Annotated in this window: 22 protein-coding genes and 1 tRNA gene; 21 read left to right on the top strand and 2 right to left on the bottom strand. The window is 64.9% G+C overall.

The window, feature by feature from the left end; all coding sequences use genetic code 11:
- Window position 1: 1 nt before the first annotated feature.
- From GD606_RS19085 to GD606_RS19020, 14 genes are all read left to right on the top strand, one after another.
- Window positions 2-1,417, top strand: a complete 1,416-nt coding sequence (locus tag GD606_RS19085; RefSeq protein WP_163301390.1) for a hypothetical protein — start codon at window positions 2-4, stop codon at window positions 1,415-1,417.
- A gap of 8 nt (window positions 1,418-1,425) precedes the next feature.
- Window positions 1,426-1,893 carry a hypothetical protein gene (locus GD606_RS19080; RefSeq protein ID WP_163301391.1) on the top strand — a complete coding sequence of 156 codons (468 nt, stop codon included), beginning with the start codon at window positions 1,426-1,428 and terminating at the stop codon, window positions 1,891-1,893.
- Complete coding sequence (locus GD606_RS19075; protein ID WP_163301392.1) at window positions 1,890-3,284, top strand: hypothetical protein; 1,395 nt, start codon at window positions 1,890-1,892, stop codon at window positions 3,282-3,284. The genes GD606_RS19080 and GD606_RS19075 overlap by 4 nt, the downstream gene beginning before the upstream one ends.
- Window positions 3,272-3,523 carry a hypothetical protein gene (locus GD606_RS19070; protein ID WP_163301393.1) on the top strand — a complete coding sequence of 84 codons (252 nt, stop codon included), beginning with the start codon at window positions 3,272-3,274 and terminating at the stop codon, window positions 3,521-3,523. The genes GD606_RS19075 and GD606_RS19070 overlap by 13 nt, the downstream gene beginning before the upstream one ends.
- Window positions 3,516-4,292, top strand: coding sequence for a carboxypeptidase-like regulatory domain-containing protein (locus GD606_RS19065; protein ID WP_163301394.1), 777 nt, complete (start codon window positions 3,516-3,518; stop codon window positions 4,290-4,292). Before GD606_RS19070 ends, GD606_RS19065 begins: the two co-directional genes overlap by 8 nt.
- A 176-nt stretch (window positions 4,293-4,468) precedes the next feature.
- Window positions 4,469-7,927 carry a transglutaminase-like cysteine peptidase gene (locus GD606_RS19060; protein ID WP_176629356.1) on the top strand — a complete coding sequence of 1,153 codons (3,459 nt, stop codon included), beginning with the start codon at window positions 4,469-4,471 and terminating at the stop codon, window positions 7,925-7,927.
- Window positions 7,928-7,937: 10 nt separating this feature from the next.
- A complete protein-coding gene (locus tag GD606_RS19055) occupies window positions 7,938-8,342 on the top strand; it encodes a hypothetical protein (RefSeq protein WP_163301396.1) in 405 nt (134 codons plus the stop codon).
- 7 nt (window positions 8,343-8,349) lie between these two features.
- A complete protein-coding gene (locus tag GD606_RS19050) occupies window positions 8,350-8,907 on the top strand; it encodes a hypothetical protein (RefSeq protein WP_163301397.1) in 558 nt (185 codons plus the stop codon).
- Window positions 8,904-9,203: a hypothetical protein gene (locus tag GD606_RS19045; protein WP_163301398.1), complete on the top strand. Its 300-nt coding sequence runs from the start codon at window positions 8,904-8,906 to the stop codon at window positions 9,201-9,203. Before GD606_RS19050 ends, GD606_RS19045 begins: the two co-directional genes overlap by 4 nt.
- 11 nt (window positions 9,204-9,214) lie before the next feature.
- Window positions 9,215-9,850 (top strand): hypothetical protein, encoded by a 636-nt coding sequence (locus tag GD606_RS19040; RefSeq protein WP_163301399.1) that lies wholly within the window; start codon window positions 9,215-9,217, stop codon window positions 9,848-9,850.
- Between the two features lie 591 nt (window positions 9,851-10,441).
- A complete protein-coding gene (locus GD606_RS19035; protein ID WP_163301400.1) occupies window positions 10,442-11,125 on the top strand; it encodes a hypothetical protein in 684 nt (227 codons plus the stop codon).
- Between the two features lie 75 nt (window positions 11,126-11,200).
- Window positions 11,201-11,947 carry a DNA-methyltransferase gene (locus GD606_RS19030; protein ID WP_163301401.1) on the top strand — a complete coding sequence of 249 codons (747 nt, stop codon included), beginning with the start codon at window positions 11,201-11,203 and terminating at the stop codon, window positions 11,945-11,947.
- A 140-nt stretch (window positions 11,948-12,087) separates the two neighbouring features.
- On the top strand, window positions 12,088-12,264 hold the full coding sequence (locus tag GD606_RS19025) for a Com family DNA-binding transcriptional regulator (protein ID WP_163301402.1): 177 nt from the start codon (window positions 12,088-12,090) through the stop codon (window positions 12,262-12,264).
- Window positions 12,265-12,283: 19 nt separating this feature from the next.
- Entirely contained in the window at window positions 12,284-13,000 is a 717-nt protein-coding gene (locus GD606_RS19020) for a DNA cytosine methyltransferase (RefSeq protein WP_246298898.1), read from the top strand.
- 209 nt (window positions 13,001-13,209) lie between these two features.
- Here GD606_RS19020 and GD606_RS19015 read toward each other — a convergent pair.
- Window positions 13,210-13,285 (bottom strand) — tRNA-Lys (locus GD606_RS19015).
- A 254-nt stretch (window positions 13,286-13,539) separates the two neighbouring features.
- Here GD606_RS19015 and GD606_RS19010 point away from each other — a divergent pair.
- The 4 genes from GD606_RS19010 (at window position 13,540) to GD606_RS18995 (ending at window position 18,749) form a co-directional block, all read left to right on the top strand.
- Window positions 13,540-14,637 (top strand): PSP1 domain-containing protein, encoded by a 1,098-nt coding sequence (locus GD606_RS19010; RefSeq protein ID WP_176629355.1) that lies wholly within the window; start codon window positions 13,540-13,542, stop codon window positions 14,635-14,637.
- Complete coding sequence (gene metG, locus GD606_RS19005) at window positions 14,634-16,622, top strand: methionine--tRNA ligase (RefSeq protein WP_163303343.1); 1,989 nt, start codon at window positions 14,634-14,636, stop codon at window positions 16,620-16,622. The genes GD606_RS19010 and metG overlap by 4 nt, the downstream gene beginning before the upstream one ends.
- Before the next feature lie 217 nt (window positions 16,623-16,839).
- Window positions 16,840-17,253: a hypothetical protein gene (locus tag GD606_RS19000; RefSeq protein ID WP_176629354.1), complete on the top strand. Its 414-nt coding sequence runs from the start codon at window positions 16,840-16,842 to the stop codon at window positions 17,251-17,253.
- The gene (locus GD606_RS18995) at window positions 17,250-18,749 is read left to right on the top strand and encodes a methyl-accepting chemotaxis protein (protein WP_176629353.1); all 1,500 of its coding nucleotides are present in this window, start codon (window positions 17,250-17,252) and stop codon (window positions 18,747-18,749) included. The genes GD606_RS19000 and GD606_RS18995 overlap by 4 nt, the downstream gene beginning before the upstream one ends.
- Here the strand turns inward: GD606_RS18995 and GD606_RS18990 are convergent.
- Complete coding sequence (locus GD606_RS18990; RefSeq protein WP_163303341.1) at window positions 18,713-18,877, bottom strand: nucleoside transporter; 165 nt, start codon at window positions 18,875-18,877, stop codon at window positions 18,713-18,715. The two genes, GD606_RS18995 and GD606_RS18990, sit on opposite strands and share 37 nt — an antisense overlap.
- Before the next feature lie 424 nt (window positions 18,878-19,301).
- On the opposite strand from GD606_RS18990, the gene GD606_RS18985 reads away from it, so the two are divergent.
- From GD606_RS18985 to purE, 3 genes are all read left to right on the top strand, one after another.
- Window positions 19,302-21,662, top strand: a complete 2,361-nt coding sequence (locus GD606_RS18985; RefSeq protein WP_163303340.1) for a methyl-accepting chemotaxis protein — start codon at window positions 19,302-19,304, stop codon at window positions 21,660-21,662.
- Between the two features lie 272 nt (window positions 21,663-21,934).
- Window positions 21,935-23,218, top strand: a complete 1,284-nt coding sequence (purD, locus tag GD606_RS18980) for a phosphoribosylamine--glycine ligase (RefSeq protein ID WP_163303339.1) — start codon at window positions 21,935-21,937, stop codon at window positions 23,216-23,218.
- Window positions 23,215-23,721, top strand: coding sequence for a 5-(carboxyamino)imidazole ribonucleotide mutase (gene purE, locus GD606_RS18975; RefSeq protein WP_163303338.1), 507 nt, complete (start codon window positions 23,215-23,217; stop codon window positions 23,719-23,721). Before purD ends, purE begins: the two co-directional genes overlap by 4 nt.
- Window positions 23,722-23,801: the final 80 nt, after the last annotated feature.

The following is a 23,801-nucleotide window of genomic DNA, read 5'->3' as shown; positions in this document are numbered from 1 at the left end:
TATGGCCGTCGAATCCACGGACATCCTACTGCGAAAGTCGGAGCTGCAAACCAACGTGGCGTCCCTCAACGGCGGCCGCCTGGGGCGTCAGGCCATCGTACATGGCGTGCGCCATGCGTTGCTGCCCCGGGTGTCCAAGGCCGAGCGCCTGGCCGGGTTGACCAGGGTCAGAAAGTTTTTCGTTTGCAATGAAGCGGCCAGCAACGATCCGGCCTATGACATGCGGATTTTCCTGTCGGCCTGCTCCGTGGCCGGGGACGGTTACGCCCTGGGCCTGGGCAGCCAGGCTGACAAGGAAAACGAGATCAATACGGTCTGGTGCGGCGTGGGCCAGGTCGCAGAGGAAGTCGAGGCCGGGGGGAACACCGTCTCCCTGACCATGGAATCCGCCGACATGGAGTTCCCCAACGGGGGATATCTCATTTTGGCCGACAACCTGTACGGCGGCTGGGTTCCGGAGCTGGTCAACGTCGGCGACTCGCTGGAATACGACGAGACCGACTACAAGTGGCGCAAGATCGCCAACGTGCCGGATATCACCTGGCCCCGGGGCATCTTTCTGGGGAACGACGTCATCCTGTGCAACCACCGCTACGGCACGGTCGAAACCCTGGATCTGGCCGATAACCTGCACGAGGCCGAGCAGATCGGCTCAGGCGACGGAGTCAATGCCACGCCCACCCTGACCCGGCTGTCCCACAACGCCAACGGCGTCTGCGGCCAGCCCGGCAAACGGCCGGTCGTCACCGCCACCTGCGGCGGCGTGGCCCGCACGGTGGCCGTGGGCAAGACCGGGGCCTGCTCGGGATACTGCTCCGGCGGCCAGCTCAACATGGCCACGGGAGAATGGACCACTCCCATCACCTGGACCAGCCCGCCGGACAACGGCACGTCCGTCGCCTGCACCTACCGGGAGCTGTGCTACAGCTACAACGGGCTGGTGGCCACGGTGCAATTGGCCGGTCAGGTGGCCAACGCGCACAGCACGTCCGCCCACGGCTGCGCCTGCGTCTACGCCGCCGAGGTGGCGCCGGTTGTGCTCGACTGGGTCGAGACGTCCACGGCTGGAACCTACGACGAGGGCGCGTATCCCCCGGAACTGAACAACACGGGGACGATATTTGAGACCTGGACCCTGACATTTACCTCCGAAACGGCATTCTCCGTGTCCGGGGCGACGGTCGGGGCGGTCGGCTCAGGCGCCCGTGCATCGGCCTTCGCCCCGGTCAATCCCGCAACCGGAACCCCTTATTTCACCCTGAAATCCGCCGGATGGGGCGGCGGCTGGGTCAGCGGCGACAGCATCGTGATCCAGACCGCCCCGGCTGCCGTGCCGGTATGGATCAAACAGGTCGTTCCAGCGGGCATCCCGGCTGTGTCGCATAACTTCATTCCTGTCGAATTTCATTTCGAGTGAGCGAACCCATGCCCGCCGGAATGATCGCCATAGTCCCCACCGCCACCCTGGCCAGCGTCGTCGGTCTGCCCATGTACGGTCTCCAGACCCTGTGCGGTGTCCAGGAGGCCCCGGCCTGGACATGCCTCGCGCCGCTGCCCAGCGGCCTTTCCGCGCATCCCGGCGTGTACCCGGCCGTGGAGGCGTATCCCTCCCTGCCGGGCATGCGGGGGGTCGTGCCGCAAGTACAGGACGCCGGAGAATCCTTTCCGGGCACGGGGCTTGGCAACCAGGGCCTGCGCGGGCTGATTCTGCAAATTTCCGCCGAGCGTGTCGGCCTGCGGGGGCTGGCCCTGACCGTATCCGGCGAAACGGCCACCGGCATCGCCGGGCTGGTCGAGCACCGGGACGAGGCGGCCCGGCCGGGCCGTCTGGTCGCCCTGGCCTCGCCTGTCACCGATGAATCCGCCATCTATCCCACGGGGCAGAACCGATGAGCACGCCGTCTCTCTTTCTCGATGGGTGGGACGTCCTGGGCAGCGTGACCGAGATCCGCGCCGAGTGCGCCCGGAACGAGCACGCCCGGATTTCTTTCACATCCAGCGATGGCGACCTGTACCCGTTGTGCGACCCTGGCCGGAATCCAGGCACGGCGCGTCTGGTCCTGGCCGTGGGCGGCCGGGAAATACGATTTCTCCTGGAGGAACGCTCCGGCGACGAACGCATGTTCACGGTCTGGGGCCGGGGCCTGACGGCCCTGCTTGACGCGCCGCACGCCTCCGAATCCATCCATGCCCTGGGCAACCGGCTGGCCTCGGCGGCGGCCGTGGAATTGGCGGCCCTGGCCGGGCTGTCCCTGGCCTGGACGGCTGCGGACTGGTTGTTGCCTCCAGACTGGACCCATGACGGCACGCCGCTTTCTGCCCTGCTGGAACTGGCGGGCTCCGTGGGCGCGGTCATGGAGCCCGGCGACGGCGCGTCCCTGATCGTCTCGCCCGGCTGGCCGGTTCGGCCCGTGGACATGCCCGACGCCACGCCGGAGATGTCCTACGACAGGGACGATCTGACGGACATCGCCGTCGAGCGGATCGCCGGAAGCGGCCACGATGCCGTGGAGGTGGTCGGCTACAGCGAGACCGTGACCACGCCCCTGGCCGTGGCCGTCGAGGAGGATACCCCCGGCCGGGGCCAGACCCTGCATCTGCGGGTGACCTGGCCCGGCGGCGCGCGTCCCGCCGGGGCCACGGTGTCCTGCACCGATCCCCGGGCGGCCGTTCTGCGCCTGGCGGCGGCCGTCACCGAGGAGGTCTCCGAGACCGTCGTTTTCGCGGCCGGGCAGGCCTCATGCGCCTCCCCGCCCAGCAACGTCAGCCGTGTGTCCTTTATTGGCGATCCGTCCACCGGGACCGTGGCCGTCTCGGCCGACGGCATGGGGCTGGTGCTGGCCGATCAGGACGGGGCCGTGCTCGATGCCGAGCATGTGGCCGATGTGACCTACGAGACCACGTTCGAGCGTTACGAGGTGCGCGGCCACGACGTGGCCACCCTGGCCATCACCGTGGCGGTCGCGCCGTCCCTGCCGGACGTCACGGTGCGCGTGGTCATGGGCCAGGGTCAGGTCGAGGCCGATCCCTTGTCCCGGCCCGCCCTGACCGGCGAGGCCGCCGCCGTCGCCGCCGGAACCGCCTGGCTCGACGACGCCCGCTACGACCGCCAGACCGTCGCCGCCACCGCCCCCTATCGCGATGCCGCCCGGCCCGGGGTGCTGGCCGCCCTGGTCAACGAGGCCCTGGGGCTGTCCGGCGTCTGGCTGGTGACCCGGGCGGATGTGGCTTTGTCCGGTCCTCGGGTCGTCAACGAACTGGAGATGGTGCAATGCCTGGTCTGACCCAGTATTTCGCAACGCCGTCGGCCTCCTCGCGCGGGGTCGTGGCCGCCCGGCTGGCCGACGGCCGGTACCTGGTGCGCTCCGACAGCCGCGAACTGACGGCGGTCAACGCCACGGATGGGGACGTCAACGTCGGGGCGCGGGTGGTCCTGGACCGCTCGGCGACAGCGCCGTGCATCGTGGCCGTGGTCTCCCTGGGGGACGGACCAAACGTCAAGGAGGTCGTTGTCCGTGGCTAAAACTACCATCGCCGTGACGTTTGCGGCTGCCGCAGCGGACGCGCCCCTGCTCAAGCTGGTGCTGGACAGCGAGACGTCGGGGAGCCTGGTGCATAACCAGACGGCCTATCTCCGGATGTACAAAAATCCCATGACCTTGGAGCCGCTCCCGTCCATCTCCCATGGCAGCCTGTCCCGGCAGGGCTTGCGCCGGGAACAGATCACCGAGACCGTGGCGTTCGCCAACACCGACACGGCCGGTCTGTCCGCCCCGGCCTCGCAACTCTTTTCCTGGCAGTGGATCGGCCGCGACCTGGGCGACCTGCGGCTGTCCGCTCCGGAGACCGTGGCCTGCGGCGTGGCGGGCTGCGGCGCGGCCCGGGTCACCTACGAAACCGTCTACGAGTCCCTGGCCGTACTGGTCCCGCGCGGCCTGCCCGGCCTGACGGAGACCGACGTGGTGGTCTGCGCCACGGCGGTCGATCCGGCCACCAATGAGGAAATCGTGGCCACCCTGGCTCTGGGGTTCGGGGATGCCAGCGGGACCGACGATCCCGACGATCCCGACGATCCCGAAACCGTGGTCATCCGGGTGGTGGATTACACCACCGGCGATCCCGTACCCGGGGCGCGGGTGACCGTCGATGGCGTGGCCAGGGGACGGACCTCTGCCGACGGGAGGGTAAGCGTGGGCGTGTTGGCCAGCGGGGCCCACACCCTGGGGATTGCCGCGTCAGGCTACCACGATACCGGCGTGGATGAATTGCACAACGAGACATTTACCTTATGAGCACGGAGATTACGGCCTATCTGTGCCGCGAGGGCACCGCCGCTATCGACGCCACGGGCGTCCGGGTGGATGTGCTCGGTTCCGGAGAGCCCGTCCAGGTGGGCACGGATGACGACGGCCGCCGCACGGTGGACGTGGCCGTGCTGCGCCATGGACAACAGCCCGTCCGGGAGGTCGTGGCCCAACTCTATCAGGTCGGACTGGTCCCGGCCTTTGGCTGGCCGAACGCCACCCTGGCCTTTGAACGCACCCTGGCCAAGCGGCCGGGAGAGTACACCCGCGACGACACATGGAGCATCACCTTCACCGTGCCCGATGCCTGCGAGTTCTGGGCCTGGGGCCTGTACCGCTGGTCCGGAACCCCTGGGGCCTGCTGCTCCTACATGGATACCCCTATCGCCCTGGAACTGCCCGGGCTGCCGTCCTCCAAATCCCTGCCGTTGTCGCGATCCGAGGCCGCGCCCAAGGCCAACAAGAAGCATTCCTTTCAGCTTTCCAACGCCGACCTGTACCCCGGCGACCTGTATTGCCTGTACGCCAAGGTCCGCCTGCCCGGGTCTGAAACCCAGGTCGAGCGCCGCCGGGTGGTGGGGCGAGGCGACGGGGAATCCCTGGCCCCGGCCCTGGATGACCTTGGCGAGGTCGTGACCGGCCCGGTGCGGCTGCACGCCAGGTGTGCGGGACAGAGCCGCTACCGGGTCGTGGACGCCTACGACTCCCTGGGCGGCACAGGGGGAGAATTGGACATCCGATCCGGCCGCTGGATGAAAGACGTGGCCTGGTCCTCGCCTCCCGATGCCGATGCGCCCATCCTGGCCACCTACACGGCCGTGGTGGCCACCTACGGCGATCCGGTCACCTATCCCATCGCCTCGGCGGTGTTCGGTTCGCCGTGCTTCACCGGCGGCCGGGTGCTGACCGCCTACGAGGTCGAAGACGGCTACGAATACGACGTCCAGACGGCGGCCCGGGCCGAGAGCGGCCATTCGCTGGGCATTGTCAGGGTCCGGCCGTCCGACAACCGCCGGTACGCCATCGGCGAATGGGTGACCATCCACATCGATTCGGCCCAATGCCGAAACATCCGTCCAGGCGTGGATTTCGCCTGGGTGGTGGCCGACGCGGGCACGACAGGCGGTGCGAAGCCGAGCATCGTGCCTGTCTCCGTGGACGGCTATCCGCGCCTGGGAACGCCGGGCCAGGGCGGCAGCGTCGATTATGGGACGCGCGGGCAGGATGCCTTGCAACGGGCCCGCATCTATACCGGCATGATTGTCGAGATCCACCGGGATCGCGATCCCGTGACGGCGGACGTGTACCTGGCGGCGTTTGGTCGGGTGAACGGCGTGCGGTTCTTCTACCACTGCGAGGCCGACAACGACCGCAACCAGACCGATCCCGAGTTCATGGCCGATGCCCATTCGGCCTTTGATGCGGATGACATCGTGCGGGTGCTGCATGTCGGCGGCCGCCGCTTTGAAACCGAGGCCGTGACCGGCGATGACCTGCGGGTCATCGGGTTTGCCGACGGCAAGGCCCGGCCGTGCGTGAAGCAGTTCCTGCTCTTCTACAAGTCCGGTGGGACAGCCAAGATGGCGTCGTTTGGTTTCACGGACGGACGGCTGTCGGTCCTCCGGCACGGCGACGCCGAGAAACAGGGGTTTTCAGGCATCACCGACCACCTGGTGACGTATGAGAAGGAGTTGCGTCCGGATAGCGCGGAATCCACAAGTATCCTTATGGGGGTACCGTTCGAGATTGCAGACGATGAATGGACGTATACGGGGTTTGACCCGGTGTATACTGATCCATACTATTATGCGTACAAATATCACGATGCGGAGTTATCCACGCGTGAAATGCGTTATGGAGTCATGACAGGGGGAGGATATCTCTCTCTATCGGCGGGGGGGAACCCGTTTTGTGGCACAGGGTTTTCATATACAGGGGGGGATGTACTTTTTTTTGACAAAGAACGGTCCGTGTACACTTCGGGAATCCTTTACGACGTAGTGACATCATACATCTTGGACATAGTCGAACTTGAGGTTGTCGGCACCGCTCAAGGCACCTTGTCCTCGCCTGTCCTGTTTGTGACGCCTGAAAATATTGCATTGTGCACATCCCAAACAGGGGGGTATGGTGCGTACCCTCCTGGGCTGATCATGGAACCTGTCTCATCTTATTCCGCGTTGTTGCCGTCCGAGCATGTGGGCATGGGGTGGATCCCAGCATACACTCCACGCTACAAATTGCCGGGGCGTTTTGTCCCGGGAACGACGCCGATAGGAACAACATATTGCGATGCCATGGTAAGTTGGAGGTTAGAGAATAGCCCAGGACATTTGGTATCCATTGATGGAAGGCGTACACGAGTGTTGTCCTCTGCGGAGATAGGGTCGAATTCGGGGGGATGTACCTATAAACGAATTCAGAATTGGTATTTGTGGGATATGATCAACAGGTCTGGGGTGTCCGAGACAATCGCGAGTGTCAGCCTTGATGTCGGATACGGCGGTGAATTGAAATTCCCGGCGTATATATACGAGGACCAAAACACATTGCAACTCGGTTATTTTCGCACCGTAGTCGACAGAAATATTACGGGGGGTGGGTCGGATCCACTGTATTCGCATATGGAGATAACTGTTTCTGTCAATGGGGATGAGGTCGCGTCGGGATATCTCGATTTTTTTGATCCCCTTGTGCAGGGGGGGAACAGCACGTCAGACGGAGTGGAGCCCCAGGTTTTCCCGATGCAATTCCCGTTTGGGGTGAACGAGGGCGAGGTTTTTTTTCTGAAGACCATCAATAAATTCTCCTACAAGGAAGAAAATTCGGTCTTGTATTCCGGCACGATGCGCGCCGCCCCGGCGGATATCTCGAAATCCCTTGGAACTCCGTTTGGGGATTATGTGCTGTCCGCCACCTCCCGTCCCATGGGTTGGACCCAGATCCAAACCGAAGACAACGCCCACGTCCTCCAGGGCGTTCTGATCGTCAACGACGAGACCTCCGAGGTTATGGACGCCATGCTCTGGCATAACGGCGACCGTATCGAAGCGTCCCTGGCAGCGGCCCTGGGGTGCGAGGTCACGGACCTGTTGGGTGTTTTGTATCTGCCCCAAGCCTCCATGGGGGGCGGCGGCGATCCCTCCTTGCTGCCGGATGAAATCAACAGCAATGGCCCGGATGGGTTCCAAGAATTTTGCGAAGCCTATCCTGGACATCCGTCCTGCACATACAACGGATGCAAGACGGTCGACTACGCCGATGATCTACGAACCACGCTGCAACGCATTAATGATGAGGTCAACGCAGCGCACGCATATCAATCAGATGCTGCCCTCTACAACAAGCTGGAGCACTGGACCGTCCTGGGCGATGGTCAGTCCGGCGACTGCGAGGACTTTGCCCTGACAAAGGTTGGAGCCCTGATCGCGTCAGGCATCCCGGCCGGGGCCATCAAACTGGTTGTCGGCAAGGCAGGCAACGGAGAAGGGCACGCCTGGGTGGAGGTGCAGACCACCAACGGGAATTACGCCCTGGACATCAACTATACTTCGGTCAAACCCACCAGTTCCCTGCCCTATACCGATGTGCAGCGGCAGTATGACGGTGTCTGGTGGCTCTAAGGAGGATGCTATGGCGGACCTGATCTATACCGACGGCAAGCGGCGCATGTTGGCGCATCTGGCGGGCCAGCCCCTGAAAATCATGCTGCTCGGCGCAGGATACGAGCCCGACGCGGCCCATGCCGTCCTGGCCGACGTGGCGGCCCACGAGATCGTCGGCGAGGGGTACGCCGCAGGCGGCCAAGCCCTGCAAAACCTCGCGGCGCAGGCCGTCGGCGCGGGGGCCATCCTGGCGGCGGACGCGCCGCTGTGGCCCGACTCCTCGATTTCCGCGCGCTACGCCGTGGTTTACGACGCCACCGAGGGCGGCGACGGCCCTTTGCTGCGGCTCTTCGATTTCACCGAACTCAAGACCTCGGATGGTGGTCCGTTCGAAATCGTCTTTGACGCGACCGGCGCGATGGGGCTGGCGTAGGCGTCCCATGTTTATGTGGTCCGACTGCCCGTCTGCCTGGGTTGACCGCCCGTCCGCCTGGCTGCCGCTTGGCCAGGGCGTGACCGTCGCCGCCGGGCCTGTTGCAGGCACGGTCCTGGCCCCGACGGCCTGGGTCAAGGGCGGCGCGACGATCCAGGTGGGATCGGCAGCCGTCGTGACCGCTGCCCCGCCGGGTGTGGTCCGGATCGGGGCGACGGTCCAGGTCGGGGCGGCCCTCGCCCATGCCCTGGCCCCGGCGGCCAGGATCGCTAGGGGTGTCTCCATCCTGGCCGGGGCAGCCGTGGGCATGCTTCTGGCTCCGGCGGCGACGGTGCGTTTGGCGGGCGTGACGATCCAGGCGGACGGGCTGGTCCTCGTCGCCGTCGCCCCCGCCTGTTTCGCGGGCGTGGTCCGCCGGGAGTGGATCACCGGCCGGGACGGGCAGGGCTCGGTATGGGCCGCCTCGCCGCTGACCCGGGAGTGCGGTTTTGCCAGCACCGTCACCCGGGAGATCACGGGGACGTCGGCCGTGGAGTTGATGGAGTTTACGGAGGTGACGCAGTGAGCACCGACAAGATTTATGTGGATGACGTAGGCACGGGGATCACCGTGGACTGCGTGTCTACCCTGGAGGGCGTGACAGAGGCCGCGTTGCTCGTTCGCAAGCCCGACGGGACTGAAGTTTCCTGGCCTGCGACGATCATTGCAATTGACGGGGTCAAGCGGTTTTTACGCTACGTCACGCACGCCGGAGACCTGGATCAGCCGGGAACGTATAAGGTGCAGGCCAGGGTGCTCGTGCCCGGATGGACGGGTCGGGGCGCGACGTTCAAATTCAAGGTTTACCAGCATTTCAAATAACGGTGGATGACATGGCGCTCAGTGACCGCGTGCAATACAGAAGATATCGCATCAGCCTGACCGAACCGCTCCTGGGCTCGCTGCCGTCGTCGAAACTGATCTACCAGGAGTATGTCGCCAGCAAGGCCCCGGAGCCCGAGGCCGAAGGCGCGGATGAAACGGCCTTGCTTCCGGCGGAGGAAACTCCGAAAACGACCGTCTTCCTGCGTGACGACCAGGGCGGTTGCTGCCTGATGGACTACCAATTCGTGGGGTTTCTCAAATCCGCCGCAAATATCCTCAAAGACGTCGTCGAAGTCCCTGTCAGCGTGGGTGGGCGGACCAGGAAGAAGACCGGTATCCCGGCTCTGCGCAACAAACTGCAACGGTTTGTGTTTGTCGACCCCCGGATCATCCGCCTGGGCCGCGCTCCGGATGGCATCTACGAGCGACCGTTGCAAACCATGAGCAGGATGGGGCCCAGAACCTGCCTGGCCAGTTCGGAAGTCCTCAATCCGCCGATTTCGTTCGAGATACAGATTGGGCTGCTCCCGAACCTTGAAATCACCTGGGAAGTCCTGGCGCAACTTATGGAGTATGGGCAATTTGTGGGGCTCGGCCAATTTCGGGGAGCAGGATACGGACGTTTCACGTTCGACCTGCTGTGATGCAAGGCAATAGCTCGGTTCGGTTCCGCATGGCTCCGTATCGCAACGGCACAGTTAGGTAGTGTTTTGATCCGCGTCGCTCAGTATCGAACCGTGTGAACTTTGAAAACAGGTCGAGCCCCACATTGTCATGGAAACGGTGTATTTTGAATGTACGGCGCTAAACGCAAGGATATCCGTAGAACAATGCCGCTCCAATCGGACCAGGCCGCTTTCGGCGTCATTGAAGGGTGTGCCTGTCCGCCATCCGGGATGCATCCGTTGCACGCAATGGCGGGATTTCGATCCGCCGTTGCCAGACGACGAAACCGAGGGGACACAGCATGAAGAGGCCGTTTTTGAAGACGAGAACATTTTCAGCATCTCGATCCCAGAAGACGAGGCTACGCCGTCCTCTCCGCAAGGGGTACGACGGCCGCCGCCACAAAAGTCTGGATGTCGGATGCCGTCACAAGTCCGTCAGGCTCAATCCCCCTGTGCCTCCTGCCGTTATTTTCGCCCTCTGCCCACGTATCACCTGGGGGTCGAGGGCGTGAGGCTGTGCTGGGCGGACCATCAGAGCTGGGATTTCAGTTGTTACCGGGAGGAAGCATGATCGTTTTGTTGTATTTGCAAGCGCCGGGTCGGGACTCCTTGCTGGCCGATCTGGGCGGCCTGGGGCTGGTGCAGGATGAAGACTTCGTACCTGCTTCGGATCGGCACGATCTGTTCTATTTCGGTCAGGTGTCGGTGTCGGACCCGGCCGTGTATGCCTGCCTGCGTTGCAAGGACGTCGCCCTGGCCGTCTCCGTGAGTCGCACGGCCTTTGGCCGGGGTACTGTCGTTTCAGGCAGGCGTCCCGACGGCGTGCCGATGCTGGCCGGAGAGCCGGACATGGACGTGGAGGCTGTAAAGGCGGATGCCCTCGCGCAAATAGACGCCGAGGCCGAGCGCCGCAGGCTGTTGGTCCTGACCCCGGGAGCGGGCCAATCCCTGGAATACCAGCATACCGCCGAGGAGGCGGCCCGGGCCGTGGCCGCTCCGGACCCGCTGCCTGCGGCGGCCTATCCATTTTTGGCGGCCGAGCAGGAAGCCCTCATGGCCACGATTGGCGAGGTAAGTCTGCGCGACGTGGCCGTGGCGGTCTTGGCCGACCGGGCTGCCTGGCTGGCCTATGGCGCGTCCATCAAGGCGGTGCGTCGCCGGGCCAAGCTCCAGGTGGGCGCGGCCGGGGATGTGGTGGCCATTGCCGTGGCTGTTGCCGAAGTCGTCTGGCCGGACCTCGTCCAGGCCTAAACATATACCGTCGCCCCCTGAGGGCCGCGAGCCCCAACCCGAGAGCCCATGAGCCCCTTGAAAGAGGGTCTCGTCATGCAAAAGGCGCTCTTTGACAATGGCATAGTGTGGAATGGCGATGCCCTGGCGGTCCTGCGGGAACTGCCGGGCGAATCCGTTGACGCCGTGGTGACCGACCCCCCGTATTCCAGCGGGGGGTTGCACGTCGGCGCACGCCAGATCGATCCGGCCCGGAAATACCAAAAGACCGGCACGATGAAGGTGTACCCGGCCATGCTGGGAGACCTCAAGGACCAACGGTCCTTCATCATGTGGTCGAGTCTGTGGCTTTCGGAATGCTGGCGGGTGGCCAGGCCCAGCGCGCCGGTCCTGGTCTTTTCGGATTGGCGGCAGATTCCGGCCATGACCGATGCGATCCAGGCCGCCGGATTCGTCTGGCGCGGGATCGTGGTCTGGCACAAGCCGACCGCGCGGCCCATGCGCGGCGCCTTCCGGCGTGACGCTGAGTTCGTGATCTGCGCCGCCAAGGCCCCGGCTAAGGCGTTCACGACGCGCTGCCTCCCGGGGGTTTTCAGCTTCCGGGTGGTCCCCGGGGACAAGGTGCATCTGGCCGGAAAGCCTATCGACCTCCTGGTCGAACTGCTGGCCGTGACGCCCGAAAAGGGGACCGTTCTCGATCCCTTCCTGGGCGGCGGGACCACGGCCCTGGCCTGCATCAAGACCGGCCGTCGCTTTGTCGGAGTCGAATTGTCGCCTGAGTATTACCGCGTGGCTGGCGACCGGATACGGGCCGCGCAAGGAGTTGGTCAAACGGTCCAGTAAGTGGAGCAGGCGGGGCGGGTTGCGCCGCCCCACTGGCCCGGTGCTGACACACCGGTCCCCGGCCGAAGCCGCTGCCCCTCCCCTGGCGCCAGGGATGGAGATGAGCTAGCAGGCCCCGGCCCAAGCTGTAAAGGACTGAAATGAGGGAAATTCGTTGCGGTATTTGTAACAAGCTGTTGGCCAAGGGCGAGGCGTTCGAGCTCGCCATCAAGTGCCCGCGTTGCGGGACGGTGCATCTCCTGAGGGCCGTGAGCCCCGGACCAGAGCCCATCGAGGCCCCGTCAGGAGAGAAGATTGCATGTCGGGAGTCTGTTTAGCGGTGCCGGAATCGGCGATGTGGCGGTCAACCAGGCCGGGTTTGCCCATGCCTGGTTTTGCGAGTGCGCCCCGTATGCGCGGGCGATCCTTGAAAAACGCTGGCCGGGTATCCCGGTCTTCCAGGATGTGAGGGACGTCAATGCCGAAAACGCCCAAAAGGTCGATATCGTCATTGGCGGCTTCCCCTGCCAGGACATCTCATGCGCCGGGTCTGGCGCGGGGATCACAGGCAGCCGATCCGGACTCTGGTCCGAATACGCCAGGGTCATTCGCGAGCTACGACCGGCCTACGCAGTCGTGGAAAACGTCAAGGCCCTGCTCGGGCGGGGAATCGACCGGGTGCTCGGGGACTTGGCCGAGATCGGGTATGATGCGGAATGGGACGTGTTCCCTGCGGCGGCCTTTGGCGCCCCGCATCTGCGTGAGCGGGTTCTCCTTGTTGCCTACCCCGGCGGCCATCGAGGGAGAGCCCGTGCGCCAATACTTGCGCCGGGAGGAGACCTGGCGCTCCACGGGCAACCTGACGGCCCGGTTGATTGGAATGGTCTACGGCTTGAAGGACCGAGAGCCCAGGCCGCCGTTGCGGCTTATCGCGGCCCCGTCGTTTGTCGAGTGGATGATGGGGGTTCCTCCTGGATGGACCGATTGCGTGTGCTCGGAAACGGCATCACGCCTCCTGTCCTGCGGTGGGTTCTGACCCGAATCAAAGCCGACTCGGAACACGTCGCGCAATAGGGCTGGCGAGGGCGGAGCAAGGGGGTGTTTTCATCTCCCCGATCCGCCCTCGCCATTTCTCATTTCGCCTGCAACGATTTCTCATTTTGCTTGCGCACTTACAACCAGGTTCCATGGCTTGTCATCTTCAAAGTGGGGAGAGGATGGGGAGAAAAAACGCCCCAATAGCACAAGGGGCTACGGTTTTCACTGTAACCCCTTGAAATTTCTGGTGGGCCATCAAGGACTCGAACCTTGAACCAACGGATTAAGAGTCCGCTGCTCTACCAATTGAGCTAATGGCCCCCGCGTAAGCGCGAGAGGGCGATTTACCTCCACGCCACATGGTTGTCAAGAATCTCCCGTGATTTTTTTGCACTCCGCCCGCATCCCGCGCCCCGCCAGCCGCCAAGAGGGCCACCCTTCCCCCGCTGAAATCGCCAATTGCCCGGGACAGGCCGGATTGCCCGTTTGCTTCACGGCGCGATCTGGTCTATTTTCACTTTTTTATGCGCATAACGTCGCCAATCCCCGCCGACGCGGGGCCAATGGATACTCCCATGAGCCAGATTTTGGGCCTGAAATTCCGTGATTACGGGCAGATATACTATTTCTCCTCCGGACCCTACGTGGTCAAGCCGGGCGATCATGTCCTGGTCAAAACCGACCAGGGCCTGGGCATGGCCCAGGTGGCGGACATCCCCGGAGCCCCTCCGCAGGAGCTCCCCCCCGAGGACATCAAACCCATCTACCGGCTGGCCAACGAGGAAGACCTGGAGGCCGCCCGGGAAAACGAGGCCCTGGCCCGCGAGGCCCATCGCTACTGCCGGGAGTGCATCCGACACCGCGAACTGGACATGAAGCTCGTGGATGTCGAGGTCTTCCATGATCGGGGCAAGATCGTTTTCTATTTCACCGCGCCGGGCCGCATCGACTTTCGCGAACTGGTCAAGGATCTGGTCAAAAACTACCACACCCGGATCGAGCTGCGCCAGATCGGCGTGCGCCACGAAACCCAGATGCTCGGGGCCATCGGCAACTGCGGCCAGATCTGCTGCTGCCGCCGCTTCATGCGCAAATTCGCCCCCGTGACCATCAAGATGGCCAAGGAACAAAACCTGTTTTTAAACCCCACCAAGATCTCCGGCATGTGCGGACGGCTTCTGTGCTGCCTCAACTTCGAGCAGGGAAACTACGACGCCTTCCAGCGCAAATGCCCCAAAATCGGCAAACGCCTGGACACCAGCCTGGGCGCGGTCAAAATCCTGCGCACCAATTTGTTCCGGGAAACCGTGTCCGTTTTGACCGAAAACGGCGAGGAAAAGGAACTGACCCTGGCCGAATGGCAGGAGATCTCCTCCGGCGCGCCAAGCGCCTCGACAGCCGAGGCCGGTTCGGGACAGCGGGCCATGGCCGAGGATTACCTGGCCTTCCCCGCCACCGGGGACATGTCGCCCCCCGCCCCCGAGCAGGCGGCCAAAAACGGCCCGCCACGCCCCAAAAACGGCCCCTCACGCCAAGACCGGCCCGATCCGCGCGGCAAACGGCCGCCCAAAAAACGCTTCCCCCCCCGCAAGGACGACGCCGCCGCCAACCGCCCGGCCCAGGAGCACCGCCAGGGCCCGCGCAAACCAAAATCCCGGGAGGGTTCCGAGTGAACCGCTTTTTCATCTCCACCCCCATATATTACGTCAACGCCAAACCGCATCTCGGCCACGCCTACACCACCATCGTGGCCGACTGCGCCGCCAGGTTCCATCGGTTGCTCGGCGAGGAGGTCTATTTCCTCACCGGCACGGACGAACACGGCGACAAGATCGCCGAGGCGGCCAAGGCCGCCGGGCAGACCCCGGCCCAGTACACCGACGCCATAAGCGGCCTGTTCAAAAACCTGTGGCCCGAGCTTGGCGTCGACTACACGCGCTTTATCCGCACCACGGAAAAGGAGCACATCGCCGTGGTCCAGGCCGCCCTGCAGAAGGTCTTCGACCAGGGCGACATCTATTTCGGCGACTACGGCGGCCACTACTGCTTCGGCTGCGAACGCTTCCTCACGGAAAAGGAGCTGGTGGACGGCCTGTGCCCGGACCACAAGACCAAGCCCGAATACATCGCCGAGAAAAACTACTTCTTCCGCATGGCCAAGTACCAGGATCGCCTGCTGGCCCACATCCGGGAGAATCCGGACTTCATCCGTCCGTCCCAGTATCGAAACGAGGTGGTGAGCCTCCTGGAAAGCGGCGCCCTGGAAGACCTGTGCATCTCCCGGCCCACCTCCCGGCTGACCTGGGGCGTGCCCCTGCCCTTTGACGAAAACTACGTGACCTACGTCTGGTTCGACGCGCTCATCAATTACGTAACCGCCCTGGGCTGGCCGAACGGCGATAACTTCGCGAAATTCTGGCCCGCCGCCCAGCATCTGGTGGCCAAGGACATCCTAAAGCCCCACGCCATCTTCTGGCCCACCATGCTCATGGCCCTGGGCCTTGAGCCCTACCGGCACTTAAACGTCCACGGCTATTGGCTGGTGCGCGACACCAAGATGTCCAAGTCCCTGGGCAATGTGGTGGAGCCCCGGGCCATGGCCGAGGCCTTCGGGGTCTCGGGCATGCGCTATTTCCTTTTGCGGGAGATGACCTTCGGCCACGACGCCAGCTTTTCCGAGGAATCCATGGTGGGCCGGTTCAACGCCGACCTGGCCAACGACCTGGGCAACCTCTTCAACCGGGTTCTGGCCATGGCCCACAAGTATTTCGACGGCGTCCTGCCCGATCCGGGGCAGGCGGAATTTTCCGATCTGGACCGGGAACTGGCCGCCCTGGCCGTGACCGCCGCAAACAACTGGCGGGACATGTTCGCCTCCATGCGCTTCTCCAAGGGACTGGAGGCCCTGTGGGAGCTGGTGCGGGCCTTAAACAAGCATGTGGACGCCTCGGCCCCCTGGGCGCTTTTCAAGGAGGGCCGCACGGCCCGGCTGGCGGCGGTGTTGCACACCACCCTGGCGGGCATGCGCAAGACGGCGCTGCTTTTGTGGCCGGTGATGCCCGAGGCCTCGGAAAAGATGCTCGCCCTGCTGGCCCAGCCCTTTGTCCCGGCCGAGGTGGACATGCCGCGCGAATGCCGGGAACTGGCCATGCTCCCGGCGGGCGCCCGGGTGGAAACCGGAACGCCCCTTTTCCCGCGCAAGGAGACCCCGGGCCCCATGGAGCCCGCGGCCCCGGCCGCAGCGGCCAAGCCGGAAAAGCCCTCGAAAAGCAAAGATACGGCCGCGCCCAAGGCTGCCCCAGCGGCCGCCCCTGGAGACGCCCCCGCCCCGGCCGATGTGGACTTCGCCGATTTCCAGAGGCTCGATCTGCGCCTGGGCACGGTGGTGTCGGTTTCACCCGTTCCCGAGGCCGACCGGCTGTTTTTGGTGGCCGTGGACCTGGGGGAGATGACCCCGCGCCAGGTGGTGGCGGGACTGGCGGAATATTTCCAACCCGCCGACCTCATGGGCCGCCAGGTGGTCGTCGTGGCCAACCTCAAGCCCCGCAAACTGCGCGGCTACGTCTCCCACGGCATGATCCTGGCCGTGCGCACGGAAGGCGGCATGCAGCTTTTGACCGCCTCCGGGCCGGTCCCGCCCGGGGCCAAGGTCTCCTGATCCCTTCACCACTCCGCAAACGACGGGCGGTCACGCACCTTGTTCGGCGCGGGCCGCCCTTGACGTTTTTGTCGATTTGAGGTGATCTGCACAACGCTTGCCCCCCCCGGCGCAGCCCGGGGACGCATGCAACCATGGCCCGACAGGAATCCTGCTTTCGGCCCGCCCCACCTCACCCTCCTGACGGCGGCCGAACTCCAGACAAAGGACTCGCCCCATGAACTCGCTTTTTGTGCGGATCATAGCCACCACGGTGGCCGGCCTGCTTCTGGTGACCATCCTCGGCGCTGCCGTGTGCGCTTGGCGTCTGGACGGATTGGCGGATGACGCCATGCGCAGCCTGGAAACCGCCCTGTCCCAGGGGCAGGTCGCCCCAGAGGCGGCCCAGGCGTTGCGTGACGCCAAGGCCGTTCTGAGCGGCCGCCTGGGCGGACTGCCGCTTGCGCTCTTTGCCGTGGGCCTTGGCGCGACGGTCCTCGTGTCGGGAATCCTGGCCCTGGTGCTCCGCGCAAACCTGCTCGAGCCCCTGAAGGCCCTGGCCGCCTTCGCCGCCAGGGTGGCGGCGGGGGATCTGTCGGCCACCGTTTCGGGACGCTTCGTGGGCCATATGGAAACGCTGGGGGGGCCATGACGGGGATGGTGGAAAGGCTCAAGGACGAAACCCGCTCAGCGGCCGCCCGGGCCGACGAGGCCCACCGCCTGGCCGATCAGGCCAAAGAGGCCGTGTCCCTGGCCGAACGGGCGCACAAGAAGGATGAAGTCAGACGCCTGGGCATGCTCGGGGCCGGGGAAACCCTGGAAAACGTGGCCGGGGCCATCAAGCAGGCCACAGCCGACCTGGGACGCGAGGCCCAGGAGGTCGGCCAGGGGGCCGATGGGCAAAAGCATCTTGTGGACGAGACCGCCGCAGCCATGGACGGCATGCTCACGACCATCCAGGGTGTGGCCCGTGGCGCGGAGGAGGCCGCCAGGGCCGCCGCCGAGGCCCGGGGCATGGCCAAAAGCGGGGCCGAGGTGGTGGGCCGTTCGGTCGCCGCCATCGGCGACGTCAGCCGCCTGGCCGCCTCCCTGTCCACGGGCATGGCCGAACTGGGGCGGCAGGCCGAATCCATCGGCCAGGTCATGACCGTGATTTCGGACATCGCCGACCAGACCAACCTGCTGGCCCTAAACGCGGCCATTGAGGCCGCCCGGGCTGGCGAAGCCGGTCGGGGCTTTGCGGTGGTGGCCGACGAGGTGCGCAAGCTGGCCGAGAAAACCATGCTGGCCACCCGCGAGGTGGGCGAGGTGATCGCCTCCATCCAGACCGGGGCCCGGGACAACGTCAAAAGCGTGGAGGAGGCGGCCCGGGCCGTGGACACGGCCACGGGGCTGGCCGGGGAATCGCGCGAGGCCCTGGGCCAGATCGTGAGCCTGTCCGATGCGGCCTCGGGCCGGGTGCGGGACATCTCCCGGGCCGCCGAGGACGAGGTGGCGGCCGGGGAAGGCATCAAATCCGCCATCGACCGCATCCGCGAGGTCTCGGCCAAGACCACCGAGGGCATGCTGCGGTCCTCGGCGACCATCGAAAAGCTTGGCGGGGAGATCGAGGAACTGCTCAAGCTCAACGGGGTCTTCAAGCTCATCGGCCAGGGCACGGCCCAGGACGCCGTGGAGGAGGCCGCCGCGCATCCGGACATGGCGGGCCTGCGCCCGCAGGCCATGGAACGGCTCATGCGCGAGATGATCTCCCGCTTCGATTTTTTCGAACTGCTCTACGCCACGGACGCCGCAGGGGTACAGGTGACGGAAAACATCTCCCCGCCGCAGTTCCGGTCAACGGATACGGGCTCGGTCAAAGGCAAAAACTGGTCCAAACGCCCGTGGTTCACCGGGGCCATGCAAAACGGCGACACCTCCATCTCGCCCATTTATCTTTCCGAGGCCTCGGGGGAATACTGCCTGACCATCTCCACGCCGATGCTGCGCGAGGGACGCATCGTGGGGGTTCTGGCGGCGGACATCAAGATCTTCGGCGGCGGCGCGGCCGGGACATCCAGGCAAATTGCCGGACGTCAAATCCCGTCGTCGGCCCCGCGAAAGGACGGGCGTCAGCTCTCGTCGTCGTCCTTGCGGTCCTTGCCGTAGAGCCAGAAATCGATGGGATTCTTCTCGCCCGGATGGCGCTTGGAGTAGTTTTTGGAGCGTCGGCCGAAATAGGCCAGGACGGCGAACCCCAGGGCGATGAAGATGATCAGGAAGACCGTGGTGTTCATGGGTTTTCCTCCCCGCCGGGCGGGCTGGCGCGTGTGCGGGCCGACCGGACGTCGGCCCGAGGCGCCGCCTGTCGCACCCATTCCCCTCTTCCCGCACATCCCCCCCGGCGTCAAGACTCTTTTCGGTGTTCCATCGGCGCATGCTGCGACATGCCGCAAGTTTCCGTCCTCCTTTCTGATCTTTCCGTGAAAAACATATTGAAAGCCCCTTGGATCCATGGCATAGGCGGAACGCCTTGGTGACAGGGATGCGAAACTCTTTTGCACTTCGTATTTTTGCAGTGAGATGGCCCGCTCCGGTGGATGTTCCTTTCGTCCTCACGGATGCTTCGACCCCTTGCCGCCGACTTTCATTATCACCCGGCGCCTTTCCTGCGCGGGACACCTTCTTTTCGCTGTGAATTGTCTTCCCGAGAGGTCACCTATGTTCAAGAAAAGCATCAGTTCGGTTCTCATCCTGACCGTGTCCGCCTCCGTGCTGGCGGGCATCCTGGCCCTGGTGGTCTACGTCTCCTCGTCATCCCACGATATGGCCCTGGACATGGAAAAACAGGCCATCAGCCAGTCTGCGGACATGATCAAGCGTTCCCTGGAATCCTACCTTGGCGAAGTGACGGCCATGACCCGCGCCCTGGCCATGCAGCAGGCCATCCTGGAGACCTTCTCGGGTTCCCCCGACCGGGCCAAGGAACGTCTGAGAAACTACATGGACGGTTACAAGGGCAACTTCCAGGCCATTTTCGTCTTTGACGACTCGGGCAGGATCCTGGCCGGATACAATGCCGCCATGGAGGATCTGGCCGGGCAAAGCCGAAGCGACAAACCGTATGTGAAGGCCATCACAGCGGGTGAGCAACTCACCATCACGAAGAAGGTGTTCCCCGCGTCGACGGATACGACCAAGCTGGTCTTTGCTGTGGCCGTGGCGATCAACGGACCCGACGGGAAACGGCTGGGCGGCCTGGCGGTGGTCCCCAAGTGGTCCTCGGTCACGGAAAAATACCTGGACCATCTGCGCTTCGGCGAGCGCGGCTACGGATTCATCGTCGACGACACGGGCGCGATCATCGCCCATGCCGTGGACAAGACGCTCCTGCTGAAGGATCTGTCCTCGGAACACTTCATCCAGGAGGCCCTGCGCATCAAAAACGGCGTGGTGGAATACGACTGGAAGGGCGAAGACAAATTCATGGCCGTGACCACCCTGCCCGAGACCGGGTGGACCATCTGTATGACCGCCTACGCCTCGGAGATGACCGAGACCGCCACCGCCCAGCGCAACGTGCTCTTGGGCGTGGGAGCACTGATCATCGTGGCCGTGGTCCTGGTCATCGCGCTTTTCCTGCGTTCCCTGGTGACCAGGCCGCTTTCGGCCATCGAGGTCTTCACCAAGCGCGTCGCGGCCCAGGACTACACCGCCGAGCTCTCCGGGAACTTCCGTCTGGAGATGGCCGACCTGGCCGCCAACATCCGGGGCATGGTGGCCGAGATCAAAAACAAGCTGGGGTTCTCCCAGGGCATGCTCGACGCCATGACCATCTCCTGCATCGTGTCCGATCCCCAGGGTAAAATCGTCTTCGTCAACCAGCCGGTCATCGATTTCCTGGAGCACGGCGGAAAGCCCGCCGACTACCTGGGCATGACCGTCAGCCGGTTTTTCTACAATGAAGAAGGACACCACACCATCACCGAAAAGGCCGTCTCCGAGCGCAGGCCCATCCGCAATGTCCAGGTGGAGGTGCCCACCCGCAAGGGTAACACCGTCTTCACCCAGATCGACGCAGCACCCCTCTACGACCTGGACGGCAAGCTCATCGCCGGGTTCGCCCTGTTCATGGATCTGACCGAGATCAAAAAACAGCAGGAACTCATCGCCGCCCAAAACGAGATGATCGCCGACGCCGCCCACAAGGCCCGGGACGTCTCGGACCTCATGGCCTCGGCCGCGGCCCAGCTCTCAGCCCAGATCGAGCAGTCGAGCAAGGGGTCCGAGGTGCAGCGCCAGCGGGTCCAGGAGACGGCCACGGCCGTGGAGGAAATGAACGCCACGGTGCTGGAGGTGGCCAAAAACGCCTCCATGGCCGCCGAACGTTCGGACGCGGCCAGCCGCAAGGCCAAGGACGGCGCGGACATCGTCACCCAGGTGGTGGCGGCCATCGGCACGGTGCAGCGCGAGGCCGTGGGACTGAAAGAAAACATGGGGGCCCTGGGCCGCCAGGCCGAGGACATCGGCAAGATCATGGGGGTCATCTCGGACATCGCCGACCAGACCAACCTTTTGGCCTTAAACGCCGCCATCGAGGCCGCCCGGGCCGGAGAGGCCGGTCGCGGGTTCGCGGTGGTGGCCGACGAGGTCCGAAAGCTGGCCGAAAAGACCATGACCGCCACCAAGGAAGTGGGCGAGGCCATCGGCGGCATCCAAAAAGGGGCTCGGGAGACGGTGGTGCGCGTGGAGGCGGCGGTTTCCGCCGTGGCGCAGGCCACGTCCCTTTCGGAAAAATCCGGCTCGGCCCTGCACGAGATCGTGGATCTGGTGGACAACGCCGGGGATCAGGTGCGCTCCATCGCCACGGCCTCGGAACAGCAGTCCGCCGCCAGCGAGGAGATCAACCGCTCGGTGGACGAAATCAATTCCATCGCCGCAGAGATGGCCGAGGGCATGGAGCAGTCGGCCCGGGCCGTAAGCGACTTGGCCGCCCAGGCCCAGACCTTAAACGACCTCATCGCCACCCTGCAAAACGGCGACGCCGCCCTGCCCGGCTCACGTCCCAAGGCCCTGGCCTAGGGCCAAACGCCGCAGCAACACGATCTGGCCGAACGGGGACCGCAATGGACGCGGTCCCCGTTTTTGTCTCCGCCTCCCTTCCCGTCCGTCCCAGGCCGAGCCGCCTGCAACCTTGCCGCCTGGAGCTTTTGCGGCTATTGCACGAAACGCGGACACTGCGGCGCGAGGCGGACCAACCGGCGGCTGACGCCGCAGGAAAACGACGCGGCCTGGGAAAATCGCCGCCGCTGGCCGCGACAGGCCCGAATACCCATTATCGTCAAGGAGGCCCCATGCGGGTGCTTTTGGTCGGATCCGGAGGCCGGGAACATGCCCTGGCCGTCAAACTCAGGCAAAGCCCCGGCGTGACCGAGCTTTTCATCGCCCCGGGCAACGGCGGCACGGCGGAGATGGGGCAAAACGTGCCCCTCGCCGATTCCGATGTGGCGGGGCTTGCGGCCTTCGCCCGGGAAACCGGGGTGGAGCTGGTGGTGGCCGGGCCGGAACTGCCCCTGACCCTTGGGCTTTCCGACGCCATGGCTGAGGCAGGCATCCCCTGCTTCGGGCCGGATCGCTTCGCGGCCGGACTCGAAGGCAGCAAGGCCTTCGCCAAGGAGATCATGCGCGAGGCAGGCGTGCCCACGGCGGATTTCCGGGCCTTCACCGACCCGGCGGCGGCCTGCGCCTACATCGAGGCCAAAGGCGCGCCCCTGGTGGTCAAGGCCGACGGGCTGGCCGCAGGCAAGGGCGTGGTGGTGGCCGGGACGGTCGAGGAGGCCAAGGCCGCCGTGGCCGACATGATGGTGAAAAAGATCTTCGGCCCGGCCGGGGAGACGGTGATCGTGGAAGAGGCGCTTTCCGGCGAGGAGGCCTCGTTTCTGGCCTTTTGCGACGGGGAGCGGTGCGTGCCGCTTTCCGCCTGCCAGGACCACAAGGCCGCCTTCGACGGCGACACAGGACCCAACACCGGCGGCATGGGGGCCTATTGCCCGGCCCCGATCCTTCCCGAATCCGAATATGGCCGCATGGCCGACCGGGTCATCGTCCCCATCATGCGCACCCTGGCCGCCAAGGGCCATCCCTTTCGCGGCGTGCTCTACGCCGGACTGATGATGACCGACAAGGGCCCCATGGTCCTGGAATACAACGTGCGCTTCGGCGATCCCGAATGCCAGCCCCTGCTCATGCGCCTGCGCGGCGACTTGGCCGAAATCCTTTTGGCCTGCGCCACGGGGAGCCTCAACGAGGCCATGGTGGGCTGGTCGCGGCAAAGCGCGGTATGCGTGGTCATGGCCGCCTCGGGCTATCCGGGAAACTATCCCAAGGGCATGGAGATCACCGGCATTGAGGCGGCCCAGGCCGACCCGGAGGTGACCGTGTTCCAGGCCGGGACACGCCGTGACGGCGAACGTCTGGTGACCTCGGGGGGGCGGGTTCTGGGCGTCACGGCCCTGGGGGCGGATCTGGCCAGGGCCAAGGCCCGGGCCTATGCCGCCGTGGCCAAGATCCATTTCGACAACGCCGTTTGCCGCTCGGACATCGGCGACAAGGGGCTGCGCCGGGAGGCGAAGACATGAGCAAGGTGGCCATTTTCATGGGCAGCATCTCCGACGAGGACAAGATGCGTCCCTGCGCCGAGGTGCTGGCGGCGCATGGCGTGCCGTTCACCTTCACCGTGACCTCGGCCCACCGCACCCCGGAGCGCACCCGGAGGCTGGTGGCCGAGCTTGAGGCCGCCGGGTGCCAGGTGTTCATCTGCGCCGCCGGGATGGCCGCCCACCTGGCCGGGGCCGTGGCCGCCGCCACCATCCGTCCGGTGATCGGGGTGCCCATCACCGCCTCGGCCCTTGGCGGCATGGACGCCCTTTTGTCCACGGTGCAGATGCCGCCTGGATTTCCCGTGGCCACGGTGGCCCTGGATGCCGCCGGGGCGCGCAACGCATCCTGGCTGGCGCTTTCGATCCTGGCCCTGTCCGACGCGGCCCTGGCTGCCCGTCTCGCTGCGGACAGGGAGGGGTTTGTGGCCTCGGTGGAAAAGGCCGCCGCCGACCTGGAAGCCCGAACAGCCGCATCGATCTGATCCACGCCAAAGCAAAAGCCCGGAGTCGCTCCGGGCTTTTTTTGGATCGAGAAGCACTTCCGCCGCAAGCGGCGGGAAAA

Origin of the sequence: Desulfolutivibrio sulfodismutans DSM 3696 (genome assembly GCF_013376455.1) — a bacterium.
GTDB lineage: Bacteria > Desulfobacterota > Desulfovibrionia > Desulfovibrionales > Desulfovibrionaceae > Desulfolutivibrio > Desulfolutivibrio sulfodismutans.
This window is presented reverse-complemented; position numbering and strand designations above follow the sequence as displayed.

Coding starts and splice junctions, on each gene's coding strand:
- GD606_RS19055 (WP_163301396.1), top strand. CDS start 7,938: ATGGCGGACCTGATCTATACCGACGGCAAGCGGCGCATGTTGGCGCAT.
- GD606_RS19040 (WP_163301399.1), top strand. CDS start 9,215: ATGGCGCTCAGTGACCGCGTGCAATACAGAAGATATCGCATCAGCCTG.
- GD606_RS19025 (WP_163301402.1), top strand. CDS start 12,088: ATGAGGGAAATTCGTTGCGGTATTTGTAACAAGCTGTTGGCCAAGGGC.
- GD606_RS18995 (WP_176629353.1), top strand. CDS start 17,250: ATGACGGGGATGGTGGAAAGGCTCAAGGACGAAACCCGCTCAGCGGCC.
- purD (WP_163303339.1), top strand. CDS start 21,935: ATGCGGGTGCTTTTGGTCGGATCCGGAGGCCGGGAACATGCCCTGGCC.
- GD606_RS19030 (WP_163301401.1), top strand. CDS start 11,201: ATGCAAAAGGCGCTCTTTGACAATGGCATAGTGTGGAATGGCGATGCC.
- GD606_RS19085 (WP_163301390.1), top strand. CDS start 2: ATGGCCGTCGAATCCACGGACATCCTACTGCGAAAGTCGGAGCTGCAA.
- purE (WP_163303338.1), top strand. CDS start 23,215: ATGAGCAAGGTGGCCATTTTCATGGGCAGCATCTCCGACGAGGACAAG.
- GD606_RS19050 (WP_163301397.1), top strand. CDS start 8,350: ATGTTTATGTGGTCCGACTGCCCGTCTGCCTGGGTTGACCGCCCGTCC.
- GD606_RS18990 (WP_163303341.1), bottom strand. CDS start 18,877: ATGAACACCACGGTCTTCCTGATCATCTTCATCGCCCTGGGGTTCGCC.
- GD606_RS19070 (WP_163301393.1), top strand. CDS start 3,272: ATGCCTGGTCTGACCCAGTATTTCGCAACGCCGTCGGCCTCCTCGCGC.
- GD606_RS19080 (WP_163301391.1), top strand. CDS start 1,426: ATGCCCGCCGGAATGATCGCCATAGTCCCCACCGCCACCCTGGCCAGC.
- GD606_RS19035 (WP_163301400.1), top strand. CDS start 10,442: ATGATCGTTTTGTTGTATTTGCAAGCGCCGGGTCGGGACTCCTTGCTG.
- GD606_RS19075 (WP_163301392.1), top strand. CDS start 1,890: ATGAGCACGCCGTCTCTCTTTCTCGATGGGTGGGACGTCCTGGGCAGC.
- GD606_RS18985 (WP_163303340.1), top strand. CDS start 19,302: ATGTTCAAGAAAAGCATCAGTTCGGTTCTCATCCTGACCGTGTCCGCC.
- GD606_RS19000 (WP_176629354.1), top strand. CDS start 16,840: ATGAACTCGCTTTTTGTGCGGATCATAGCCACCACGGTGGCCGGCCTG.
- GD606_RS19010 (WP_176629355.1), top strand. CDS start 13,540: ATGAGCCAGATTTTGGGCCTGAAATTCCGTGATTACGGGCAGATATAC.